This window comes from Prevotella sp. tc2-28, assembly GCF_900107705.1.
GTDB lineage: Bacteria > Bacteroidota > Bacteroidia > Bacteroidales > Bacteroidaceae > Prevotella.
Map to the genome: position 1 here is coordinate 247142 of NZ_FNRE01000001.1, position 21523 is coordinate 268664.

17 protein-coding genes are annotated in these 21523 nt (G+C 48.1%); 11 read left to right on the top strand and 6 right to left on the bottom strand.

Going from position 1 to position 21523, the window contains the following annotated elements; genetic code table 11:
• Nucleotides 1–7 precede the first annotated feature (7 nt).
• Nucleotides 8–2194 carry an alpha-galactosidase gene (locus tag BLU47_RS00945; RefSeq protein ID WP_091957286.1) on the top strand — a complete coding sequence of 729 codons (2187 nt, stop codon included), beginning with the start codon at nt 8–10 and terminating at the stop codon, nt 2192–2194.
• A gap of 71 nt (nt 2195–2265) precedes the next feature.
• On the top strand, nt 2266–3588 hold the full coding sequence (locus tag BLU47_RS00950) for an MATE family efflux transporter (RefSeq protein WP_091957495.1): 1323 nt from the start codon (nt 2266–2268) through the stop codon (nt 3586–3588).
• Nucleotides 3589–3918: 330 nt separating this feature from the next.
• On the opposite strand, the gene rsmA is transcribed toward BLU47_RS00950, so the two are convergent.
• Nucleotides 3919–4719: a 16S rRNA (adenine(1518)-N(6)/adenine(1519)-N(6))-dimethyltransferase RsmA gene (rsmA, locus tag BLU47_RS00955; protein WP_091957496.1), complete on the bottom strand. Its 801-nt coding sequence runs from the start codon at nt 4717–4719 to the stop codon at nt 3919–3921.
• A gap of 78 nt (nt 4720–4797) precedes the next feature.
• On the opposite strand from rsmA, the gene BLU47_RS00960 reads away from it, so the two are divergent.
• The 3 genes from BLU47_RS00960 to BLU47_RS00970 are packed head-to-tail and all read left to right on the top strand — an operon-like array spanning nt 4798 to nt 8075.
• A complete protein-coding gene (locus tag BLU47_RS00960) occupies nt 4798–5799 on the top strand; it encodes a lysylphosphatidylglycerol synthase transmembrane domain-containing protein (RefSeq protein WP_091957288.1) in 1002 nt (333 codons plus the stop codon).
• Entirely contained in the window at nt 5792–7249 is a 1458-nt protein-coding gene (locus tag BLU47_RS00965; RefSeq protein ID WP_091957290.1) for an aminoacyl-histidine dipeptidase, read from the top strand. Before BLU47_RS00960 ends, BLU47_RS00965 begins: the two co-directional genes overlap by 8 nt.
• Nucleotide 7250: 1 nt before the next feature.
• Nucleotides 7251–8075: a DUF4886 domain-containing protein gene (locus BLU47_RS00970; RefSeq protein ID WP_091957291.1), complete on the top strand. Its 825-nt coding sequence runs from the start codon at nt 7251–7253 to the stop codon at nt 8073–8075.
• Nucleotides 8076–8085: 10 nt separating this feature from the next.
• On the opposite strand, the gene dacB is transcribed toward BLU47_RS00970, so the two are convergent.
• Nucleotides 8086–9246: a D-alanyl-D-alanine carboxypeptidase/D-alanyl-D-alanine endopeptidase gene (dacB, locus tag BLU47_RS00975; RefSeq protein ID WP_091957293.1), complete on the bottom strand. Its 1161-nt coding sequence runs from the start codon at nt 9244–9246 to the stop codon at nt 8086–8088.
• A gap of 59 nt (nt 9247–9305) precedes the next feature.
• Between dacB and nadB the strand changes: the two genes are divergently transcribed.
• Nucleotides 9306–10889 carry an L-aspartate oxidase gene (gene nadB / locus BLU47_RS00980; RefSeq protein WP_091957295.1) on the top strand — a complete coding sequence of 528 codons (1584 nt, stop codon included), beginning with the start codon at nt 9306–9308 and terminating at the stop codon, nt 10887–10889.
• Between the two features lie 42 nt (nt 10890–10931).
• On the opposite strand, the gene BLU47_RS00985 is transcribed toward nadB, so the two are convergent.
• Genes BLU47_RS00985 through BLU47_RS01000 form a run of 4 tightly spaced genes read right to left on the bottom strand, consistent with a single transcriptional unit; the run spans nt 10932 to nt 15836 of the window.
• A complete protein-coding gene (locus BLU47_RS00985) occupies nt 10932–12170 on the bottom strand; it encodes an ABC transporter permease (RefSeq protein ID WP_091957296.1) in 1239 nt (412 codons plus the stop codon).
• Nucleotides 12154–13323 (bottom strand): ABC transporter permease, encoded by a 1170-nt coding sequence (locus BLU47_RS00990; RefSeq protein ID WP_091957298.1) that lies wholly within the window; start codon nt 13321–13323, stop codon nt 12154–12156. The genes BLU47_RS00985 and BLU47_RS00990 overlap by 17 nt, the downstream gene beginning before the upstream one ends.
• A 17-nt stretch (nt 13324–13340) precedes the next feature.
• On the bottom strand, nt 13341–14324 hold the full coding sequence (locus tag BLU47_RS00995; RefSeq protein WP_091957299.1) for an HlyD family secretion protein: 984 nt from the start codon (nt 14322–14324) through the stop codon (nt 13341–13343).
• Between the two features lie 54 nt (nt 14325–14378).
• Complete coding sequence (locus tag BLU47_RS01000; protein ID WP_091957301.1) at nt 14379–15836, bottom strand: TolC family protein; 1458 nt, start codon at nt 15834–15836, stop codon at nt 14379–14381.
• 137 nt (nt 15837–15973) lie between these two features.
• On the opposite strand from BLU47_RS01000, the gene BLU47_RS01005 reads away from it, so the two are divergent.
• From BLU47_RS01005 to BLU47_RS01025, 5 genes are read left to right on the top strand one after another with little or no spacing between them, the layout of a single operon-like run.
• Nucleotides 15974–16192 (top strand): DUF4492 domain-containing protein, encoded by a 219-nt coding sequence (locus BLU47_RS01005; protein WP_091957303.1) that lies wholly within the window; start codon nt 15974–15976, stop codon nt 16190–16192.
• A gap of 7 nt (nt 16193–16199) precedes the next feature.
• The gene (locus BLU47_RS01010) at nt 16200–17792 is read left to right on the top strand and encodes a cytochrome ubiquinol oxidase subunit I (RefSeq protein ID WP_091957499.1); all 1593 of its coding nucleotides are present in this window, start codon (nt 16200–16202) and stop codon (nt 17790–17792) included.
• A 22-nt stretch (nt 17793–17814) separates the two neighbouring features.
• Nucleotides 17815–18960 (top strand): cytochrome d ubiquinol oxidase subunit II, encoded by a 1146-nt coding sequence (locus tag BLU47_RS01015; protein ID WP_091957304.1) that lies wholly within the window; start codon nt 17815–17817, stop codon nt 18958–18960.
• A gap of 3 nt (nt 18961–18963) precedes the next feature.
• The gene (locus tag BLU47_RS01020; RefSeq protein WP_091957306.1) at nt 18964–19602 is read left to right on the top strand and encodes a lactate utilization protein; all 639 of its coding nucleotides are present in this window, start codon (nt 18964–18966) and stop codon (nt 19600–19602) included.
• A 28-nt stretch (nt 19603–19630) separates the two neighbouring features.
• Nucleotides 19631–21520, top strand: a complete 1890-nt coding sequence (locus BLU47_RS01025; RefSeq protein ID WP_091957307.1) for a DNA topoisomerase 3 — start codon at nt 19631–19633, stop codon at nt 21518–21520.
• Nucleotides 21521–21523: the final 3 nt, after the last annotated feature.

Genomic DNA, 21523 nt, shown 5'->3' on the forward strand with positions numbered 1-21523 from the left:
ATGATATATGAAGAAGGTATTTTTCTTGGCATTGTTCTGTGTGACTGCATCCCTGGCAAAAGCAGAGCAGGTAGTGGTGCAGACACGCCACAACACCCTAGTATTAAACGTAGAGAAAGGGGCACAGCCCAAGTATGTGTACTATGGTGCAAAACTGAGTGCACTGGATTTGCAGCACCTGCAGACTCCCCGAGCAGACGGGCGAATGGAGATATATCCTGCACACGGACTGAACACCCCTGCAGAGGCTGCTTTGGCTATGCGCCATGCTGACGGGAACCTGTCGACGGCCCTGATAGCAGAGAGCGTGGAACAGAACGGCGACCTCACGACAATCAACCTGAAAGACCCTGTATATCCCATCACCGTCAAGCTGAAATACAAGGCATACGAGGAGGTGGACATGATAGAAGCCTGGACGGAGATTACCAATGGCGAGAAGCAACCTGTCACGCTGACCACCTTTGCCTCGGCCATGATGCCCATTCGCAGAGGTGACGTATGGCTGAGCCACTTCTATGGTTCGTGGGCTAACGAAGCCCGACTGGTGGAAGAGCCTCTGACTCCTGGTCAGAAGGTCATTGTGAACAAGGACGGTACGCGTAACTCGCACACTGATCACGGAGAGGTGATGTTCTCGCTGAACGGCAAGGGACAGGAAAATACGGGCGACGTCATCGGAGCTGCCATCTGCTACTCAGGCAACTACCGACTGAAAGTGGTCACGGACGATACTGACTACCACTACTTCTTTGCCGGTATCAACGAGGACAACTCGGAATACCACCTGAAGAAGGGTGAGACATTCAAGACACCCGCACTGGCGCTGACCTTCTCGCAGGAAGGACTGAGCGGTGTGAGCCGTAACTTCCACAAATGGGGACGCACCTACAAGCTGATGCACGGCAATAAGGAGCGCAAAATCCTACTGAACTCGTGGGAGGGTGTCTACTTCGACATCAACCAGAAAGGCATGGACCAGATGATGGCTGACATTGCCTCAATGGGTGGCGAACTGTTCGTGATGGACGACGGATGGTTTGGCGACAAATATCCCCGTAAGGTGGACAACTCGAGTCTGGGCGACTGGGTGGTTGACAAGAACAAACTGCCTGAGGGTATCGAAGGACTGCTGAGAGACGCCAAGAAGAACGGTGTCAAGTTTGGCATCTGGATAGAGCCCGAGATGGCTAACACGACGAGTGAACTGTATGAGAAGCATCCCGACTGGATTGTCAAGGCGCCCAACCGTGAGCCGGTGTTAGGTCGTGGTGGTACGCAAGTAGTGCTCGACCTGAGCAATCCCAAAGTGCAGGACTTCGTGTTCAGCATCGTGGACAACCTGATGAGCAAGTATCCAGAGATTGACTATATCAAATGGGATGCCAACATGGCTATCATGAACCACGGTTCACAATATCTGACCATGGGCAACCAGAGTCACCTGTACATCGAATATCATCGTGGATTTGAAAAGGTATGCCAACGTATTCGCGACAAATATCCTGACGTCACGATACAGGCTTGTGCATCAGGTGGCGGACGTGCCAACTGGGGTGTGCTCCCCTGGTTCGATGAGTTCTGGGTGTCAGACAATACCGATGCCCTGCAACGCATCTACATGCAATGGGGAACGAGTTATTTCTTCCCTGCCATCGCTATGGCTTCGCACATCTCGGCAACACCTAACCACACCGTGTTCCGCACCACTTCGATGAAATACCGCATTGATGTGGCTATGAGCGGACGTCTGGGTATGGAGATTCAGCCCAAGAACATGACGGACGAGGAGAAAGCCCTGTGCCGTCAGGCTATCAAGGAATATAAGCAGATACGGCCTATCGTGCAGTTTGGCAACATCTACCGACTGGTATCACCTTACGACAGGAAGGGACTGGCCTCGATGATGTATGTGACAGACCAGAAAGACAAAGCCGTATGGTACTGGTGGAAAACGGAATCGTTCCAGAACGAGCACCTGCCTCGTGTGAAGATGGCAGGACTGGATGCCAACCGTATGTATAAGGTGCACGAACTGAACCGCATCGACCTCAAGCCATTGGACTGTGAAGGAAAATCGTACAGCGGAGCTTACCTGATGAACCACGGTCTGGACGTGCCTTATCGCAACGAGGTAGACTGGGGCAAGAAGACAGACTGGGCTAGTCGTGTATTGCTGTTGGAAGCGGAATGATAAGAGGTGAGTGGTAAGAGGTGAGAGGCGAGAAGAAAGATCTGCTGGCCTACATCCGCGAAGGTCGCGAGATGACACAAGGCGAGAAACTCAGGCTGATTGTCAGCCTGAGTATTCCGTCCATCCTTGCCCAGCTCTCTGCCACCGTCATGTTCTTCATCGACGCGTCGATGGTAGGACATCTGGGAGCCAAAGCCTCAGCAGCCATAGGTATTGTAGAGACTACCGGATGGCTGATGGGTGGACTGGCCTCAGCTGCCAACATGGGATTCAGTGTTCAGGTGGCTCACGCCATTGGTGCCAACGACTTTGAGCGAGCACGCAGGGTATTGCGACAGTCGCTCGTATGCTGCATGATATGGGCATTGACCATCTCACTGACTGCCATTGCCATCAGCGGTCCCCTGCCCTACTGGCTAGGCGGTGAGGAGGAGATTGCACACGACGCGTCTCTTTATTTCGCCATCATCGGATTCTGTGGCATTTTCTTCCAGATGGAGGGACTGGCAGGCTCGATGCTGAAATGTTCGGGCAACATGAAGATACCATCCATGCTGAATATCCTGATGTGTGCGATGGATGTTGCTTTCAACTACCTTTTTATATATGTACTCGACCTGGGTGTCATGGGTGCTGCTATGGGAACAGGAGTTGCCGAACTGATAACGGCCCTGTTGATGCTATACTTCCTGTTGTATCGGTCGGATATGCTTAAGCTAAAGGGGCGACCAGGTTCCTTCCGTCCTAAATCGGACATTGTGGGCAATGCTTTCAAGATAGGAGCCCCAATGGGATTGCAACACATCCTGATGGGATCGGCACAGATTGTCAGCACCCTGATTGTAGCACCATTAGGAACGATAGCTATTGCTGCCCACTCGCTTGGAATCACCGTAGAGAGCTTGTGTTACATGCCTGGCTTCGGCATTGCTGAGGCTGCAACCACACTGGTAGGCCAGAGTTTTGGAGCAGGAAAACGTGTGCTGACGCAATCCTTTGCCAAGATGTCAGCAGCACTGGGCATGATCGTCATGACCATGATGGGCATACTGATGTTTGTCTTTGCTCCTGAGCTAATGTCGCTGATGACTCCCGTTGACGAGATTATCGCGATTGGTGCCAAGTGCTTGCGCATTGAAGCCTTTGCCGAACCCATGTTTGCTGCTGCCATCGTCTGCAACGGCATCTTCATCGGTGCCGGCGATACGCTAAGACCTGCCATCATGAGCCTGATGTCCATGTGGGGAGTGCGCCTGACACTGGCTGCCCTACTCTCTACCACCTACGGTTTGCCTGGCGTATGGGTGGCAATGGCGATAGAACTGTCTTTCCGAGGATTCATCTTCTTAGCCCGACTGTTTAGAGGCGGATGGTTGAAGAAGATAGCTTCTTGACAATAAAGGGATAAAAAAGCGATACAGCCTACGAACCAATCGCAGACTGTATCTTTTCTTTTCCTATTAATAACTAAAAACCTAATGCTCTCTCTAATTTACCTTAATCACTAACACCTTTTTCAAATAACTTACTACTAACCTAAAACTACTAACTAACCTTATGTTGTTATCCTCAATCTTTTTATTCTAATACCTCGCTAGGTGTGTTATCTCTGATTCACGATGCAAAGGTACGACGATTTTGGATAACTTGTTCTTTTTTGATTCAAAAACATCAAAAAAATGATGTATTCTTGATTCAAATCAAGCGATTGTGTGCGAACACAGTTATTTTGTGCTCGCACACAGGGCTTTTTCCACTTGATTTGTCAAGTCGACAAACTCTTCGATGGAAAGTTGTTCCGGACGACGTGTCAGGAAGGAAGAATCCGAGGTAAAAAGTGGAGAATCAGTGGGTAACAACTGGCGCAACGACACACGCAACATCTTACGACGCTGGTTGAAAACCGTCTTAACGACCTTCTTGAACAACTGTTCATCGCAGTTAAGCTGGCTCACTTTGTTACGTGTCATGCGAATAACGGCACTCTGTACCTTGGGAGGCGGATTAAACACTGAGGGTTCGACGGTAAAGAGATATTCCACATCGTACCAAGCCTGGATCAGAACCGACAAGATGCCATAAGCCTTGTTGCCCGGCTTAGATGCCATACGTAGAGCCACCTCATGCTGAATCATTCCCGTACAACAAGGAATGAGGTCGCGATTGTCCAGCATCTTGAAGAAAATCTGCGACGAGATATCGTAAGGATAGTTACCCGTCAACACAAACTGCTGTCCATCGAAAACCTGTTGCAAGTCCATGCGAAGGAAGTCGTCACCCAGGATGTTCTCACGGAGTTTGGGGAAGTGTTCGTTCAAGTAAGCCACTGACTCACGGTCAATCTCCACAACCTTGAACGGACGGGGTTTCTCCACCAGATACTGCGTCATCACACCCATACCAGGACCTACTTCAAGAACGGGGATGTCAGGACAGGCATCTACTGTGTCAGCTATGCGCTTGGCTATTGTCAGGTCAGTCAGAAAGTGCTGACCAAGATTCTTCTTGGGTCTTACTAGTTTCATCATGGATGCAAAGATACGAAATATTTCGTAAATTTCTAATGCATATTTCATAATAATTTTGTAACTTTGCATTTGGTTATGAAACTAAGCAATATCATATTGAAAATTGTGATGCCACTCGCTTTGGGAGGTGCTATTCTGTATTGGATGTACCGAGGCGAAGACTGGAAGACCATTCTATATGTGATGACAGACGAGATGGACTGGACATGGATGTTGCTGTCGTTTCCTTTCGGCATCCTGGCACAAATGTTTCGCGGATGGCGCTGGAAGCAGACATTGGAGCCGGTAGGCGAACGGCCCAGGACATCGGTATGCATACATTCCATCTTCCTTTCTTATGCCGCCTCCCTCTTAATCCCTCGTGTGGGGGAGTTTACACGCTGCGGTGTGTTGAAACGCTACGACGACGTGTCTTTTCCCAAGTCGTTAGGCACCGTAGTGACTGAACGAGCTATCGACTCGTTGCTCATCATGGGCATCACGACCACAGTGTTGCTGATGGAAATGAGCACCTTCGGCACTTTCTTCCGCAAGACAGGAACTAACATAGAAGACATTCTGCACCGATTCTCGTGGGCAGGCTATTTCGTAGCAGCAGTGTGTGTCATTGCCATTCTTATCCTGTTGTACTTTTTGCTGCATAAGTTATCTATATATAATAAGGTACGGGCGACACTAAGGGGTATCGGGCAAGGAGTTATCTCACTCAAAGATGTCCACAACATCCCCTTGTTCATCTGCTTCACGCTGGGCATCTGGCTCAGTTATTTCATGCATTACTACCTAACCTTCTTCTGTTTTGACTTTACAGAAGACTTAGGGATTGGCTGTGCACTTGTCACGTTCATCGTAGGCTCCATAGCCGTTATCGTACCCACTCCCAACGGAGCTGGTCCCTGGCACTTTGCCGTAAAGACCATGCTGATACTCTATGGTGTACAAGACGTAAAAGCCCTTTATTTCGTGCTGATAGTGCATACCGTACAGACATTACTGGTGGTAGCACTTGGTATCTATGCATGGATGGCACTGAACTTTACAAGTATCAAATCACTTAAACAATCATATTATGTCTGAAATCAAGAATCTGAATCCACAGTGTGTATGGAAGAATTTCTATGCACTGACACAAGTACCACGCCCCAGTGGCCATCTCGAGAAAATACAGCAGTTCCTGCTCGACTTTGCCAAGCAGGCAGGTGTTGAGGCTTTCAAGGACACTGGTGACAATATCGTTATGCGCAAACCGGCATCGCCTGGTATGGAGAATCGAAAGGGGGTTATCCTGCAAGCCCACATGGATATGGTTCCACAGAAGACACCAGACTCCACCCATAACTTCGAAACCGACCCCATCCAGCCCTGGATTGACGGCGAGTGGGTGAAGGCAAAGGGCACAACCCTTGGTGCAGACAACGGATTAGGTGTGGCTGCCATCATGGCTATCATGGAAGACAAGACACTTGTTCACGGTCCTATCAACGCCCTGATCACTGCTGACGAGGAGACGGGCATGTTTGGTGCCAATGCTCTGCCCGAAGGCGAGTTGGAAGGTGACATCTTACTAAACCTCGACTCTGAGCATTGGGGTAAGTTCGTTATTGGCTCTGCTGGTGGTATTGACATCACCGCTACACTGGACTATCAGGAAGTAGAAACAGACCCTGAGGATGCTGCTGTCCGCGTAACCCTGAAAGGTCTGCGTGGCGGACACTCTGGTCTGGAGATTCACGAAGGTCGAGGCAATGCCAACAAACTGATGGTGCGCTTCGTCCGTGAGGCTATTGAGGAGACTGAGGCCCGTCTGGCTTCCTGGCAGGGTGGTAATATGCGTAATGCCATCCCCTTCAAAGCCGAGGTGGTGCTGACCTTACCTAAGGAAAATATCCCAGCCTTGAAGGAACTGGCTGCTGATTGGTTGGAAGACTTCCAGGATGAGTACAAACAGATAGAGAGTGGCATCGAGCTAACCGTTGAAGAGGTTAAGACCCCACAGAAGGAAGTTCCCGTTGAGATCCAAGACAATCTGGTCAATGCTATCTATGCCTGTCACGACGGTGTCATTCGCATGATTCCATCCTACCCCACTGTTGTCGAGACATCCAGCAATTTGGCTATCATCAACATTGGTGACGGAAAAGCAGCACTGAAAATCCTGGCTCGCTCAAGTCGCGAGGATATGAAAGACTATATCGTGAAGACCTTGGAAAGCTGCTTCAACATGGCAGGAATGAAGGTCGTCACAGCTGGCTCATACGGAGGATGGGATCCCAACCCCGACTCCGAAATTCTGCACCTGCTACTGAAGGAGTACAAGGAACTGTTCGGCAAGGAAGGCATTATCCAAGTAGACCATGCTGGTCTGGAATGCTCTGTCATCTTGGGCAAGTATCCTCACCTCGATGTCGTCAGTCTCGGTCCTACCATGAAGAGTCCGCATACCACTACAGAGCGTGCCCTCATCGAGACGGTAGCGCCATTCTGGGAACTTTTGAAGAAAACATTAGCAGACATTCCCACAAAATAAGATGACACGAAAGATATTATTCATCCTACTCACACTGATGGCCTTACCTTGCTCAGGTAAGGTCATCAAAGTGCTGGCCATTGGCAACAGTTTCTCTGAAGATGCCGTAGAGCAATATCTTTACGAACTGGCTTATGCCCAAGGGGACTCACTGGTTATCGGCAATGCCTATATCCCGGCATGTACCATCGAGATGCACCTTGATAACCTGAAATTCTCACGTCGCAAATATGCCTTCCGCAAAGTTGTAGGAGGCGTCAAGACAGAAGAAAAGAATGTCACCTTGCAACGCATCATTCTGGACGAGCCATGGGACATCATCACCTTGCAACAAGCCAGTTTGGTATCAGGTTTGCCTGACAGTTACAAGAACCTGCCTTCGTTACAACGACAAGTGAAACTGTTAGCTACCAACCACGATGTACAGATATGGTGGCATATGACGTGGGCTTACGCCAAAAGTTTCAAGAATGCACTCTTTGAAGTCTACGGTAGCGACCAACAACGCATGTATAACGACATTGTGAATTGCCTGCGCAACGAGGTACCCAAGGCAAACATCCAACACGTCATCCCATCTGGAATGGCTATCCGACTCATGCGCTACCACAAGGGCGACACAATGAACAGAGACGGTCAGCACCTATCGTACACGTTGGGAAGATACACTGTAGCCTGCACTTGGTGTGAGATGCTGACAGGAAAAAGTGTTGACGGAAACAAATACTGGCCCACAACCATAAAGATGGACGACGCAAAGCTATGCCAATTGGTAGCCCACGAAGCCATCTTCATGAACAAGCTGAATCGATATAGCGGATTCTAAACTGGTATATTCAAGGTTCGCAGAGTGCTATACACACGCGATCCTGAAACGATTTACCCGCAGCATTGCGCATCACGCCCTGATTCATAATCGAGAAGCAGAGCTGATGCCCATTGGCTGCCGTGCAGTAGCCTGCCAGGCTGGAGATACCCGTCAGTGTTCCTGTCTTGGCTCGCACATTCCCCTGGGCAGCCGTTCCTTTCATACGAGACTGCAACGTCCCGTCAACACCCGCAATAGGAAGCGAGGGTGCCAAATGCTCGTAAATAGTAGTATTACGCCAAGCATGTCGTAGCATCATCGTTTCCAGTTCCGGACTCAGGTAATTATATAGCGAGAGTCCCGAACCATCAGCAATACGGTACGGCTGACCTCCTAAACCAATGCGCCGAATGAGCTGTTTGACAATAGATGAAGCATCGGTAGCCTTACTAAGAGGCTTTCCTGTTGACGCAGCAATCTGGTAGAACACAGCCTCAGCAAAGAAATTATCACTTTTCTTCATCATCCGTTCCAAAACCTGATCAATGGTATGGAATCGTGGACAGATGAGATGGGCATTAGCAGGACAGGTAGCCTCGCCTATGGAAACATTTTGAAGCACAATGCCCATATTGCTCATCTCGCTCAACAGACTTTCTGCAAACGTGTCCTGGCGTCCTAATGACAAAGGAGTCAGTCGTGGGTTCTCATCATCCCAACACCACCCTTCACCATATTCTATCGGCTCTTTCATCGAACGGTCGGCATAGATATGTCCTCGCAAAGTGTCAACACCCAACTCATAGAGCCTAGCCACCATAAACTTCACATCATTCATATCTAGCAAAGGGTCGAAGCCGCCTACACAATACAGATTACCTGTCAACTTTCCCTTCCGGATTGTACCTGTATAGCAGAAACGCGTACAGAACATGTAGTCGCCTCCAAGACGGTCCAACGCTGTTACTGCAGTCAATACCTTCATCGTTGACGCCGGACGCATCATTTGACGAGCATGATACTGGTAGATGACTTGGTCGTCCGTCAGATCATACACCATCAAGCCTACCTGCGACGTTTCGAACATCGGATCATCCAACAGCCCTTCGAGCTTCGAGCGAAGACTTCCTTGGGCACTTGCTGCCACAAAAGTAGCACTTAAAAACAAGAAAAGCAGATATTTCTTCATAATCGTAGGCAAAGTTACAAAAATATTTTGTACTTTTGCAACGTTCAATGTAAAAAAACATGGTATACAAGTACGATTTTCTCATCATTGGTGCAGGCGTAGCTGGCATGAGCTATGCTCTCAAGGTGGCACGAGCCCACAAGGGTAAGATTTGTATGATTTGCAAGACTTCACTCGACGAGGCAAACACATCGTTTGCACAGGGTGGTGTTGCTTCTGTCACCAATCTGGCTGTCGACAATTTCGACAAGCACATAGAAGACACGATGATTGCAGGTGATTATATCTCAGACCGTCAGGCTGTCGAGCAAGTGGTACGGATGGCACCTGAGCAAATCAAAGAACTCGTCCAATGGGGCGTCAACTTTGACCGTAAGGAGAACGGGGAATTCGACCTTCACCGTGAGGGCGGACACTCAGAGTTCCGCATCCTCCACCATGCCGATGACACAGGTGCTGAGATTCAACGAGGACTGATGGAAGCCGTACGCCATTGTCCTGACATCGATGTCAAGGAGAATCACTTCGCCGTCGAAATCATCACCCAGCACCATCTGGGCGTACGCGTCACTCGTCGTTCACCTAACATCCAGTGCTATGGAGCTTATGTGCTCAATCCGAATCAGAAAGTAGATACATACCTCGCCAAGGTTACCGTTATCTGTACCGGAGGCTGCGGAGCTGTCTATCTCACCACGTCAAACCCCGTCATTGCCACTGGTGACGGCATAGCAATGGTCTATCGTGCCAAAGGTACCGTTGCCGACATGGAGTTTGTACAGTTCCACCCCACCGTACTGCATAACCCTAACGAGACCCACCCCGCCTACCTCATCACAGAGGCCATGCGAGGCTATGGTGGCATCCTGAAACTCCCCAACGGCGAGACTTTCATGGAGAAATACGACGAACGTCTGTCACTTGCTCCACGCGACATCGTTGCACGAGCCATTGACAAGGAGATGAAGATACATGGAATCGACCACGTTTGTCTCGATGTTACCCATAAAAACGCGGAAGAGACACGTCATCATTTCCCCAACATTTACCAAAAATGTCTCTCGATGGGTATCGACATCACCACCGACTATATCCCCGTTCGTCCAGCAGCACACTATATGTGCGGTGGCATTAAAGTTGACCTCAACGGACAATCCTCCATCCAACGGCTATACGCCTTGGGAGAGTGCTCATGTACGGGACTGCACGGTGGCAATCGACTGGCCTCCAACTCACTCATCGAAGCAGTTGTATATGCTGAAACTGCTGCGCGCGACTCATTGCAGCATGTAGACCTCTACGACTTCAACGACAAGGTGCCTGAGTGGAATGACGAAGGAACGATGACCAACGAGGAGAAAGTGCTTATCACCCAGAGTGTCAAGGAAGTGAACCAGATTATGGCCAACTATGTCGGTATCGTACGCTCTGACCTGCGTCTACATCGCGCCTGGGACCGTCTTGACATGCTTTACGAAGAGACCGAGCGTCTCTTTAAACGTGTCAAGGCCAGCCGTGACATCTGCGAACTGCGTAATATGATTAACGTGGGCTACCTCATTACCCGATGGGCACTTGAGCGTAAAGAGTGTCGCGGACTCCATTTCACCACCGACTATCCGCAACACGCTTACGACAAATAATCAAAACAAAATAGGCTGTCCTTTCCGGACAGCCATTTTCTTTTATTTCATATGTCGCTTATGACGTAGGAACTCCAAGCGCTCGACAGCTTGCTGACGGGCTTTGAAGAACTGGAAACGATAGACTGCGCAAGCCAACGTGAAATAGACACCCGCTTGTATCCATAAATTGCGGTATTCCGTCATCACATCGCTTAGCGAAGCTCCCATCGTATTCAGACGAACATAGGCTCGGGCACCAAAAGTACTTGGAAAAAGCCATGAAACGCCTTGCCAGCAACCGGGGATGTTGGACTGAGGCCACGACACACCTGTCATGAACAGCAAGGGGACACTGATAAATACCACCAGCAGCATAACGTTCTCACGGTATTTTACCATACACGACACTACCATACCAAAGAAAATACAAGCAAGTGTGTAAGGAATCATTATGGTGAGTAATGTCTGCCAGGTTGCTAACTGCGGGAAGTGGAAGAGTCGCGGGACAACAGCAACCAGCCAAGCACCCATAACGGCATAAATCATGACATAGCACATAGCCTTACCCATGACTATAGGCAAAGTCGACTGATAGCGCACATCACCTATTGGTATCAAGTTGCGATGAGGATTCTCGTCACGCGCCGTACCTGCAGAAAGTCCAATGCCCAACACCAGTGTCTGCTGCAAAATCAGAATCAGCACAGCAGGAAGCACAGAGGAACCATAGCCCCCCTGAGGATTGAACAAAGGAACATCATCATAGTCTAGGGGTCGCGATGCAATGGTTTCTTCTCGTGCCGTATAATGACCACCCAATTGGGTTTTCAATTCTGTACCCATCTCCATTGTAACCATCTGAGCTGTCTGGAAGATAGCTTTATAAGTCAGCATCAGACTCATATCACAGTAAACGCTGATGACACCTTGCTCCATACGGCACACCTTCGCCTGGAAATCGCTAGGAATATGGTAGATGCCCTTGACTAACTGACGGCTGACAAGCGACTTTGCTTCATCGAGGTCTTGTGCATAATAAGCTACACGCACATCAGGAGATGCATCACACTGACGGATAAACTGACGTGACATAGCAGAGTGAGCGTCGTCAACAACGCAGACTGGCACTTCATGAACTGACTCGTTGTTGTAAATCCACGAATAGAGCAGTGGATAAGCAATGGGCACAACAAGGAAAAACATGAACACACCCTCATCCTTGAAGACGCGTATCATCTCCTTACGCCAGATATAACAGGCACTCAGCAATCCTTGATATATATTATGGAATATAGACATAAGTGAGCATTGCATTCTTAATTTTCTTCAAAACAAGCCAAGGCAGCAACATGAAGGCTGCAAGGGCTGCAAAATGAAACCACGCCTCAATGAGCGGGAAGCCATTGAACACACAAATCTGATACATCATATAATAATGACGTAAAGGAAATAACCACGACAGGGACTGAAGTGCCCCATCCATACCCATGATAGGAAAGGCAGAACCTGCCATCGAGATACTAAGCACTGCCCACAGCGAACTAATAGACATGGACATACGCAATGAAGGCATCAGTCCGAAAGCAAAGATACCAAATCCCTGAGCTGCCAATACTTGAATCAGTCCGAGAAGTACCAACATCCAAGGACTCCCCAAACAGGGGAATTGCAGATGGAAGAAGACATAGTATTCGTAACCATATACGATGGCTAGCCAGATTAGAGTCTGGGGCAGGAATTTACCCAACAAGGCTACTACAATACGATTGTCTGCCATTGCCAACCACTCTTTCGAAGTAGCGAATTTTAGTTCCGTACCTAACGAATAGGAGGAAATCAGGAAGATAAAGAGGATGATAATACCTGGCACCATGACCGTCGTAAGATAGATGTTATAACTACTCCACGGATTAGCAATCTGATGCAAATCGACAACGATGGGTTGCAACAACGTTTGTATCTGTCGGTCGGTAGCTCCTTTGGCACGTAGTGTCGCCTGTCCAAGAGCAGCGGATCCCAGTGTAGAAACGGTCTTCATGTCCTTCATCATCATGGAACCAGCCGCTAAAGTGGTATAAGTATAATAATAGGATATCTTTGGCTGACGTGAAGCTAACAATTTTTCCGTCGTTCCTTTGGGGATATAGAGAAATCCATAAATCTCATTGCGCTGAATAGCACGTCGCGCTTCAGAGACATTGGGGTAATAGGCATATATGCGTGAGGTTTGGAATCCATCCAACTTACGGCACAAAGCTCGTGAAGTGGAGGTATTATCCTGATCGACTATACCCACAGGCAAACCAGTAGGTACACCATCGTCCAGCATGGAGGTGAAAAAGAAAATCACCAATAGCGGAAAGACCACCATGCAGAAGCGATAGATGTGGTTGCGTCGCAGAATCAGCAACTCACGCATCATGATTTCATATATCTGTCTGAGAACGGTCATTTCTCAATCGGTATTTCTCACTTGATGATGAGCGACATGCCTGGACGTAGGCCCTCAAAGGCCTGAACAGGACGGGCTTTAACTTCAAAAGTCTTCAGGTCGTACTGACCGTTAGCCTTGGTAGCCTTCCATACAGCATAAGAGCCCTGATCTTTCATATAGTAAACCTTCATCTCAATGTTCTTGTTGAACGCTGGGACGAAAGCGGTAAAGGTCTTACCAACCTCCATACCATTCAGTTGGTCTTCACGAACATTGAAAGTACCCCAAAGGTCTTTCATTACAGCCACACTCATAATGGGAGAACCCGTTCCGATAAGTTCACCTACCTTTGGATAGATATCGGTGACCTCACCCTCCATCTGAGCGACTTGTACCGTCTCATGAATGTAGGAATTGACTTCCTGAACAGCTCCCTTGGCGCGACCAACCATAGCAGCAGCGGCCTTCTTGTCTTCATAACGAGCGCCATTCTTAGCCATCTCATATTGGCTTTCTGCAGCTTTATACTGGGCTTCCATAGCTTTGTAGTTGGCATAGACCTCATCGCGCTTTTGGGCACTCATCACACCTTCATCATATAGACGCTGGATACGCTGATATGACTTCTCGGCAATGTCAAGACCAGCCTTTGCCTGTTGCATCAACTGGAATGCACCTTGTATCTGTTCCTGACGAGCACCGTTACGCGCCATCTCTTCCTGAGCGGCAGCTGCGTTCTGTGCACTTTGAGCCTGTTCCATTTTGGCACGTACCTCCGGAGCATCAAGAATTGCCAATGTGTCACCGACCTTTACGAAGTCACCTTCCTTGACACGAATCTCTAAAATACGTCCAGGGACTTTACTAGATACACGATATTCACTTACCTCTACCTGACCTTGAATCAGTTCAGGATCACGCCCTAAGGCAAAAAAGCCTATCAAGGCAACAATAATAACCACTGCGGAGAATCCGAGGATTGCAAGCAGGATATTGTTATGTTGTGTTTTTGCAGACATGTTATATTTATTTTTTCGTTATTTCTTTTATTTCGTAATATTGCCATCCGACGCTTATCGCAAGACACCCAATGCTTTCTGCAAGTTAACTTGCGATAGTTTGACATCAATTTCAGCATCAATCTTCTGTGACTGGGCCTGTAACCATGCAGTCTGAGCTTCCATTACCGTCGTCGACGAGATAACACCCTCACCGAATCCAAGGTTTGCCATACGCAGATTCTCATCAGCACGTGCCGTACTAGCCTTAGCCATCTCCAGTTTCTTTGCGGCCTCGTTCACCTTAAACGAGCTCTGGTTAACTTGCAGCTCAATCATCTCGCGGGCCTCATCCTTCTGCAGGGTGGCAATGGCTGTAGCTCCTTTTGCAGCACGAACCTTGTAGGCGACATCACCCCAATTCCAAATGGGGACGCGAACCATAACACCAACATTCCAAACACCAGCGAATTTCTTCTGGAAACCATTAAACACATTAGGGTTGCTAACCATATAGCCACCAGTCAGCATGACCTGCGGCAAATTGCCAGCCTTTAGCATATTGGTGGCCTGTTTACTGATGTCAACCACATTCTGCAACATCTTCAGTTCCGGACGGTTCTCCGCAGCCAATTCTACATCAGCAACTGGTGTCTGCTCACTTAGGCCCAACTCTTGGTTTTCCTCGTCTGCCAGTGTAATCTGCTCATTTACGGGAAGACCACAAAGCTGACAAAGCAACATTTTCGACAGAGTCAGTCCATCGTTTACTTTAATGAGTGCCATCTCAGCCTCATTAACCTTCACGTTAACGCTCAGTCCTTCAGAACGGGTTGCGACACCTTCGCGAATCATTTTTTGCACGTCGCCATCGAGTTTCTTTACCAAGTCAAGATAAGCCTCTGCCAGTTTTTGCTTATGGCGAAGTGATACCACTTGCCAATAGGCCTGATCAATATTATACAAAGTAGTCTGGCGCTTGGCCTCGGCAGAGTTGGCTGCTAGCAGCTCTCCCTGATCAGCCATCTTGTTCATGGCAATGATAGCACCGCCCATAAAGACGGGCTGTACCAGCATAACAGCACCAGCAAAGAGATTACGGGTATCGGTACGGAAAGCATCAACAATACGCTGACCTCCGCCATTCAACATACCCGCCATCTGTGTCATTTCCACTCCTAATTGTTGCTGTAAGTCAGCAGGAAGATGCTGTACAAAAGGAGCAAGTTGGCTCTGAAGGGTACCTGTCAAGTTTGTTCCAAGTCCACTCAAAGCTTCCTTTTGTTCATCATTCAGGATAGACATTTCCTTACTTGTGAACTCGTAGCCGCCTAACGCACTGACATGCGGCAAGTATTTAGTACGAGCCGACTTGCGCACATTGGCAGCCACCTCTTGTTTGACCCGCGATATACTGAGCTGCTTATTGTTATGAAGCGCTAATGCCCTACAACTATCAAGATTCAGCAACCGCTGAGCCTCTGCAGCCTGCACCATCGTCGTCAACAAGATGAATCCTAAGAATCTTCTCATTTATGCAATAAATATATTAAATTGTTTTCAAAAACGATGCAAAGATAAGCTTTTTATACGAAACTTGCAAAAAATAGTTGGCTGATTATAATTAATTTATTATATTTGCATCATTATTAACGAGAAAAGAACAATCTATGGCAAACAAATCTGGTTTCTTCTATCGGGTTTTTGATCTCTATTATGACGGTTTCCGTAACATGAGACTGGGACGTACGCTATGGGCAATCATCATCGTGAAGCTCATTATCATCTTTGCCGTATTAAAGTTATTTTTCTTCCCGAACTACCTCAAACAACATGCCGAGGAAGGAAAGGAGTCCGAATTCGTAGCTACTCAAATCCTAAAACAATAAGCATATGATGACTGATTTATTTCTGAACGTTGACGCCGGTTCCATCAACTGGGCCAGAGCGCAATTTGCACTGACAGCAATCTACCATTGGCTGTTTGTGCCGCTTACTCTGGGACTGGCAGTCATTATGGGCATTGCCGAAACGTGCTGGTATCGTACTCGTAATGTCTTTTGGCGAGATGTCGCTCAGTTCTGGCAGAAGCTCTTCGGCATTAACTTCGCCATGGGTGTGGCAACGGGTATTATCCTTGAATTTGAGTTCGGTACCAACTGGTCGAACTATTCCTGGTTTGTCGGTGACATTTTCGGAGCTCCTTTAGCCATTGAAGGTATTGTAGCATTCTTCATGGAAAGTACCTTCGTGGCAGTAATGTTCTTTGGGTGGAAAAAAGTTTCCCCAGGTTTCCACCTTGCTTCCACGTGGTTGACAGGACTAGGAGCCACCATATCTGCATGGTGGATCCTGGTGGCCAACGCCTGGATGCAATATCCAGTTGGATGCGCTTTCAACCCAGACACGATGCGAAATGAGATGGTGTCGTTCCTCGACGTAGCACTATCACCTTTTGCCATTGACAAGTTCTGCCACACTGTCATTTCAGCATGGATTATCGGAGCCGTCTTCGTAATGGCAGTATCATGCTGGTATTTGATGAAGAAGCGTGAGACACAATTAGCCAAAGAGAGCATCAAGATTGCAGCCATTGTAGGACTCTTCGCTTCACTGGGAGCTGCTGCAACAGGACATAAATCCGCACAAAGCATTGCAGCTGTACAACCCATGAAACTGGCTGCCATGGAAGCACTGAATGACGGTGGCGAAGGTGTCGGACTGACCATCGTACCGAAAATAGAGGTGCCCTATGCGTTAAGCATCATGGCCACTAACGACCCCAGTGGCTATGTGCCTGGCATAAACGATATCCTAAATGGGTATACACGTGCTGATGGCACCCAAGAACCTTCTGTCGACGAGAAGATAGCGCGCGGAAAAAAAGCTATCGCTGCATTGGCAGCCTATCGTAAGGCGAAGAAGGAAGGAGCCAGTGAGGAGGTCATTAATGCCGAACTGGCAACCATCAAAGAAAATATGCCATACTTCGGATATGGCTATGTGAAGGAAAAGAAGGATGTGGTGCCCCCTATTGCCATCAATTTCTGGGCCTTCCGCATCATGGTGGGCGCAGGATGTTTGTTCATTCTTTATTTCTTACTCATGAGCATCCTGTCATTCCGCATTCCGTATCTGTCTATTATCACGCGTCGTCTATTGGCCACATTTGGTATTTTACCAGAAACAGATGCTGATATGCACGATATCAGCGGATTGCCTGATTGGCATTACTGGTTAGCCATCGCCTTGGTACCATTAGCCTATATCGCTTCAGAAAGCGGATGGTTGGTAGCCGAGTTCGGACGTCAACCTTGGACCATTCAAGACATGCTACCCACCTGGGTTGCAGTCAGCGATATCAACAGCGGAAGCGTGGCACTGACCTTCTTCATCTTCCTGTTCCTCTTCACACTAATGCTGGCCGTTGAGATCAGCATCCTGTTGAAGCAAATCAAAAAAGGACCAGCGTATTCGGCAAAAGCCTAACTAATCTTTAAAAATTGAAGCTATGACATACGAATTCTTACAACACTACTGGTGCTTCATCGTGTCCCTATTGGGCGCTTTACTGGTCTTCTTGTTGTTCGTACAAGGAGCAAACTCTTGTATACGTTCTCTCGGATGGACGGAAGAAGGTAAACGGCTCGTTTTAAACTCCACAGGTCGGAAGTGGGAGTTCACCTTTACCACTCTGGTCACCTTTGGAGGTGCCTTCTTTGCTTCTTTCCCCTTATTTTATAGCACTTCATTTGGCGGAGCATACTGGTTGTGGATGATTATCCTATTTACTTTCGTGTTGCAAGCTGTCAGCTATGAGTTTCAGCACAAACTGGGTAATTTCCTAGGTCCCAAGACATTCGAATGGTTTCTCATTCTCAATGGACTCTTAGGACCACTTCTCTTAGGCGGTGCTGTAGCCACTTTCTTTGAAGGATCAAACTTTATCGTGGAGAAGAACAATTTAATTGATGCAGCATCGTTCTCTCCCATCATCAGTCGATGGGCTAATGCTTCGCACGGTCTGGATGCTTTGCTCAATCCATGGGTACTGGTGTTTGGGCTGGCAGTCATGTTCTTGGCGCGTGTGCTTGGAATCCTTTATGTCATGAACAACGTGAACGACGAAAATATCCGTAGTCGGGGCAGTGTACGACTATTAGGCGCTGCTGTACCTTTCCTGGTACTCTTTGTGGCCTACCTCATACACTTGCTGCTCAAGGATGGCTATGCTTACGACGAAGCTGGCGTCATCAATATAGTACCCTACAAATATTTGGACAATTTCATTACACTATGGCCACTTACCATTCTCTTCTTGGCAGGAGTCATACTGGTGCTCTTCGCTATTGGCAAGACCATTGTCAGCAAAGAGTATATCGGAGGTATCTGGCCTGCAGGTATTGGTGTTGTTCTGGTTGTATTGCCTTTGCTGCTCATGTCTGCATGGAACAACACAGCCTATTACCCATCCACTGCTGATTTACAGTCGTCGCTGACACTCGCCAACTCCTGTTCCAGCGAGTTCACTCTTCGCACGATGTTCTATGTCTCATTGCTTGTACCCTTCGTCCTGGCCTATATCGTTTATGCCTGGCGAGCCATTGACAAGAAAAAACTGGACAAGCAAGAACTTACTAACGATCATGTATATTAAAAGATGACTATACAAGAAAAACGTAACGAGCGATTAGGTGCCAAGATGGTGAAAGCGATGCAACACCGCCATTTTGATGCCTACTATTGCGCCACAGCTCGTGAGGCCAAGGCGAAAGTCAACGAACTGATTCCCGATGGCTCCAGTGTCACCTGGGGAGGAACGATGACAATACGTGACATGGGTATTCCACAAATGCTCCGAGAACGAGAAACCCTTGAGGTATGGGACAGAGATGCCGTGGAAACAGCAGAAGAAAAACAGGAGATATACCTACGTGCCTTTACTGCCGACTTTTACTTGTCATCAGCCAATGCCATCTCGGAGGATGGTGTAATCGTCAATATTGATGGCAACGGGAACCGTGTGGCAGCCATCACATGGGGACCGAAACATGTCATTTTCGTGGTAGGAATGAACAAAGTAGCCCAAGATATGGAAGCTGCCCTCAAACGAGCTCGCTCGACAGCCAGTCCTATCAATGCAGCCCGTTTTGACATTCAAACGCCCTGTCAACTGGATGGTCAGTGTCATAACTGCAACTCACCACAGAGCATCTGCAACTACATCCATTTCTTGCGGAACAACAACAAACAAGGCCGTATTATCGTTATTTTGGTAGGCGAAAATTTGGGTTACTGAAGTTTTTTTTGTAACTTCGCAGCCGTTTATGATTGTATGTATCGCTGAGAAGCCAAGTGTGGCAAGAGATATTGCACGTATTATTGGTGCTACCAGTTCGCACGATGGCTATATGGAAGGAAACGGGTTTCAGGTGACATGGACTTTTGGTCACCTGTGTACACTCAAGGAGCCCCACGACTACACACCCATGTGGAAGTCGTGGAGTTTAACATCACTGCCTATGATTCCCGACCGTTTTGGTATTAAACTGATTGACGATCAAGGCATCAAAAAGCAGTTTGCCATCATCGAAGGGCTGATGCAGAAAGCAGAGCGCATCGTGAACTGCGGTGACGCCGGTCAGGAAGGAGAACTCATTCAGCGATGGGTGATGCAGAAGGCAGGGGCAAAATGTCCCGTCAGCAGGCTATGGATTTCTTCCATGACAGACGAAGCTATTCGTGAAGGGTTCCAGAACCTTAAGGACCAAGCTGACTATCAACCACTCTACATGGCAGGACTAAGCCGTGCCATAGGTGACTGGCTGCTCGGCATGAACGCGACACGCCTTTACACACTGAAATACGGCCAAAATCGGCAGGTGCTCTCCATCGGACGCGTACAAACTCCCACCCTAGCACTGATTGTCAACCGTCAAAAGGAAATAGATCATTTCAAGCCCGAACCCTATTGGGTGTTGGCGACCGTCTATCGTGACACCACATTTACTGCAACGAAGGGAAAATTTACATCGAAGGAAGAAGGTGAACAAGCATTCGCAACCATCGAAGGAAAGCCTTTTACGGTTACCAAGGTGGAAAAGAAAGAGGGCAAAGAACAGCCGCCACAACTTTATGACCTTACTTCGTTGCAGGTAGACTGTAACCGAAAGTTTGGCTATTCTGCTGAGATGACATTGAACCTCATCCAGGCACTCTATGAGAAAAAATTCACCACCTACCCCCGTGTAGATACTCAATATCTATCAGACGACATCTATCCTAAATGTCCACAAACACTGAATGGTCTCTACCAGACCAAGTTTGGCGGTCAGGCCGTCTATGCAGAATACATCAAACCCATCGGTGGTAAGCCACTGAAGAAGACTAAGCGTGTGTTCGATACCTCCAAAGTAACCGACCACCATGCCATCATCCCCACAGGCGTCATACCCCAGAACCTAAGCGATGCCGAACAAAAAGTTTTTGACTTGGTAGCTCGCCGTTTTATTGGCGTATTCCTACCTGACTGTAAGTTCTCGACAACCACGGTATTGGGGCAGGTTGACGACATCGAATTCAAAGTAACGGGTAAGGAGATCCTTGAACCTGGCTGGCGCATTGTCAGAGGTGAGAGATTAGATGTGAAAGGTGAGAAAAATGAGGAGGATGATGAGAAGAAGTCACAAGAGGACGAAGAGCGTACCCTCCCCACCTTTGTCAAGGGAGAGAGCGGAGAGCATGCCCCTACACTTACAGAGAAATGGACTACTCCACCACCTTATTATAATGAGGCCTCTCTGCTTCGTGCAATGGAAACAGCAGGCAAATTCGTGGAGGACGAAACCCTACGAGCAGCTATGAAAGAGAATGGAATCGGACGACCTTCTAGTCGTGCCAGCATCATCGAAACCCTTTTCAAACGCCATTATATCAGACGTGAGCGCAAGCGGCTGGTAGCTACACCGACAGGTATCGAACTCATCGACCTTATCCGTGAAGAACTGTTAAAGAGCTGCGAACTGACAGGTATTTGGGAAAAGAAGTTACGTGACATAGAACTTCAGAAATACGATGCTCAACAGTTTATCAATGAATTGAAACAGCAGGTGACCGATATCGTACACGATGTGATGACCGACCCTACGAACCGTCGCATTACTGTGATGCCTCCAGAAGAGGAAAAGAAGAAAGGGAAAGGGAAGAAAAATAAATAATGG

Excerpts from the sequence above, each read along its gene's own strand:
- BLU47_RS00945 (WP_091957286.1), top strand. The coding sequence starts at position 8 with ATGAAGAAGGTATTTTTCTTGGCATTGTTCTGTGTGACTGCATCCCTG.
- BLU47_RS00950 (WP_091957495.1), top strand. The coding sequence starts at position 2,266 with ATGACACAAGGCGAGAAACTCAGGCTGATTGTCAGCCTGAGTATTCCG.
- rsmA (WP_091957496.1), bottom strand. The coding sequence starts at position 4,719 with ATGAAACTAGTAAGACCCAAGAAGAATCTTGGTCAGCACTTTCTGACT.
- BLU47_RS00960 (WP_091957288.1), top strand. The coding sequence starts at position 4,798 with ATGAAACTAAGCAATATCATATTGAAAATTGTGATGCCACTCGCTTTG.
- BLU47_RS00965 (WP_091957290.1), top strand. The coding sequence starts at position 5,792 with ATGTCTGAAATCAAGAATCTGAATCCACAGTGTGTATGGAAGAATTTC.
- BLU47_RS00970 (WP_091957291.1), top strand. The coding sequence starts at position 7,251 with ATGACACGAAAGATATTATTCATCCTACTCACACTGATGGCCTTACCT.
- dacB (WP_091957293.1), bottom strand. The coding sequence starts at position 9,246 with ATGAAGAAATATCTGCTTTTCTTGTTTTTAAGTGCTACTTTTGTGGCA.
- nadB (WP_091957295.1), top strand. The coding sequence starts at position 9,306 with ATGGTATACAAGTACGATTTTCTCATCATTGGTGCAGGCGTAGCTGGC.
- BLU47_RS00985 (WP_091957296.1), bottom strand. The coding sequence starts at position 12,170 with ATGTCTATATTCCATAATATATATCAAGGATTGCTGAGTGCCTGTTAT.
- BLU47_RS00990 (WP_091957298.1), bottom strand. The coding sequence starts at position 13,323 with ATGACCGTTCTCAGACAGATATATGAAATCATGATGCGTGAGTTGCTG.
- BLU47_RS00995 (WP_091957299.1), bottom strand. The coding sequence starts at position 14,324 with ATGTCTGCAAAAACACAACATAACAATATCCTGCTTGCAATCCTCGGA.
- BLU47_RS01000 (WP_091957301.1), bottom strand. The coding sequence starts at position 15,836 with ATGAGAAGATTCTTAGGATTCATCTTGTTGACGACGATGGTGCAGGCT.
- BLU47_RS01005 (WP_091957303.1), top strand. The coding sequence starts at position 15,974 with ATGGCAAACAAATCTGGTTTCTTCTATCGGGTTTTTGATCTCTATTAT.
- BLU47_RS01010 (WP_091957499.1), top strand. The coding sequence starts at position 16,200 with ATGACTGATTTATTTCTGAACGTTGACGCCGGTTCCATCAACTGGGCC.
- BLU47_RS01015 (WP_091957304.1), top strand. The coding sequence starts at position 17,815 with ATGACATACGAATTCTTACAACACTACTGGTGCTTCATCGTGTCCCTA.
- BLU47_RS01020 (WP_091957306.1), top strand. The coding sequence starts at position 18,964 with ATGACTATACAAGAAAAACGTAACGAGCGATTAGGTGCCAAGATGGTG.
- BLU47_RS01025 (WP_091957307.1), top strand. The coding sequence starts at position 19,631 with ATGATTGTATGTATCGCTGAGAAGCCAAGTGTGGCAAGAGATATTGCA.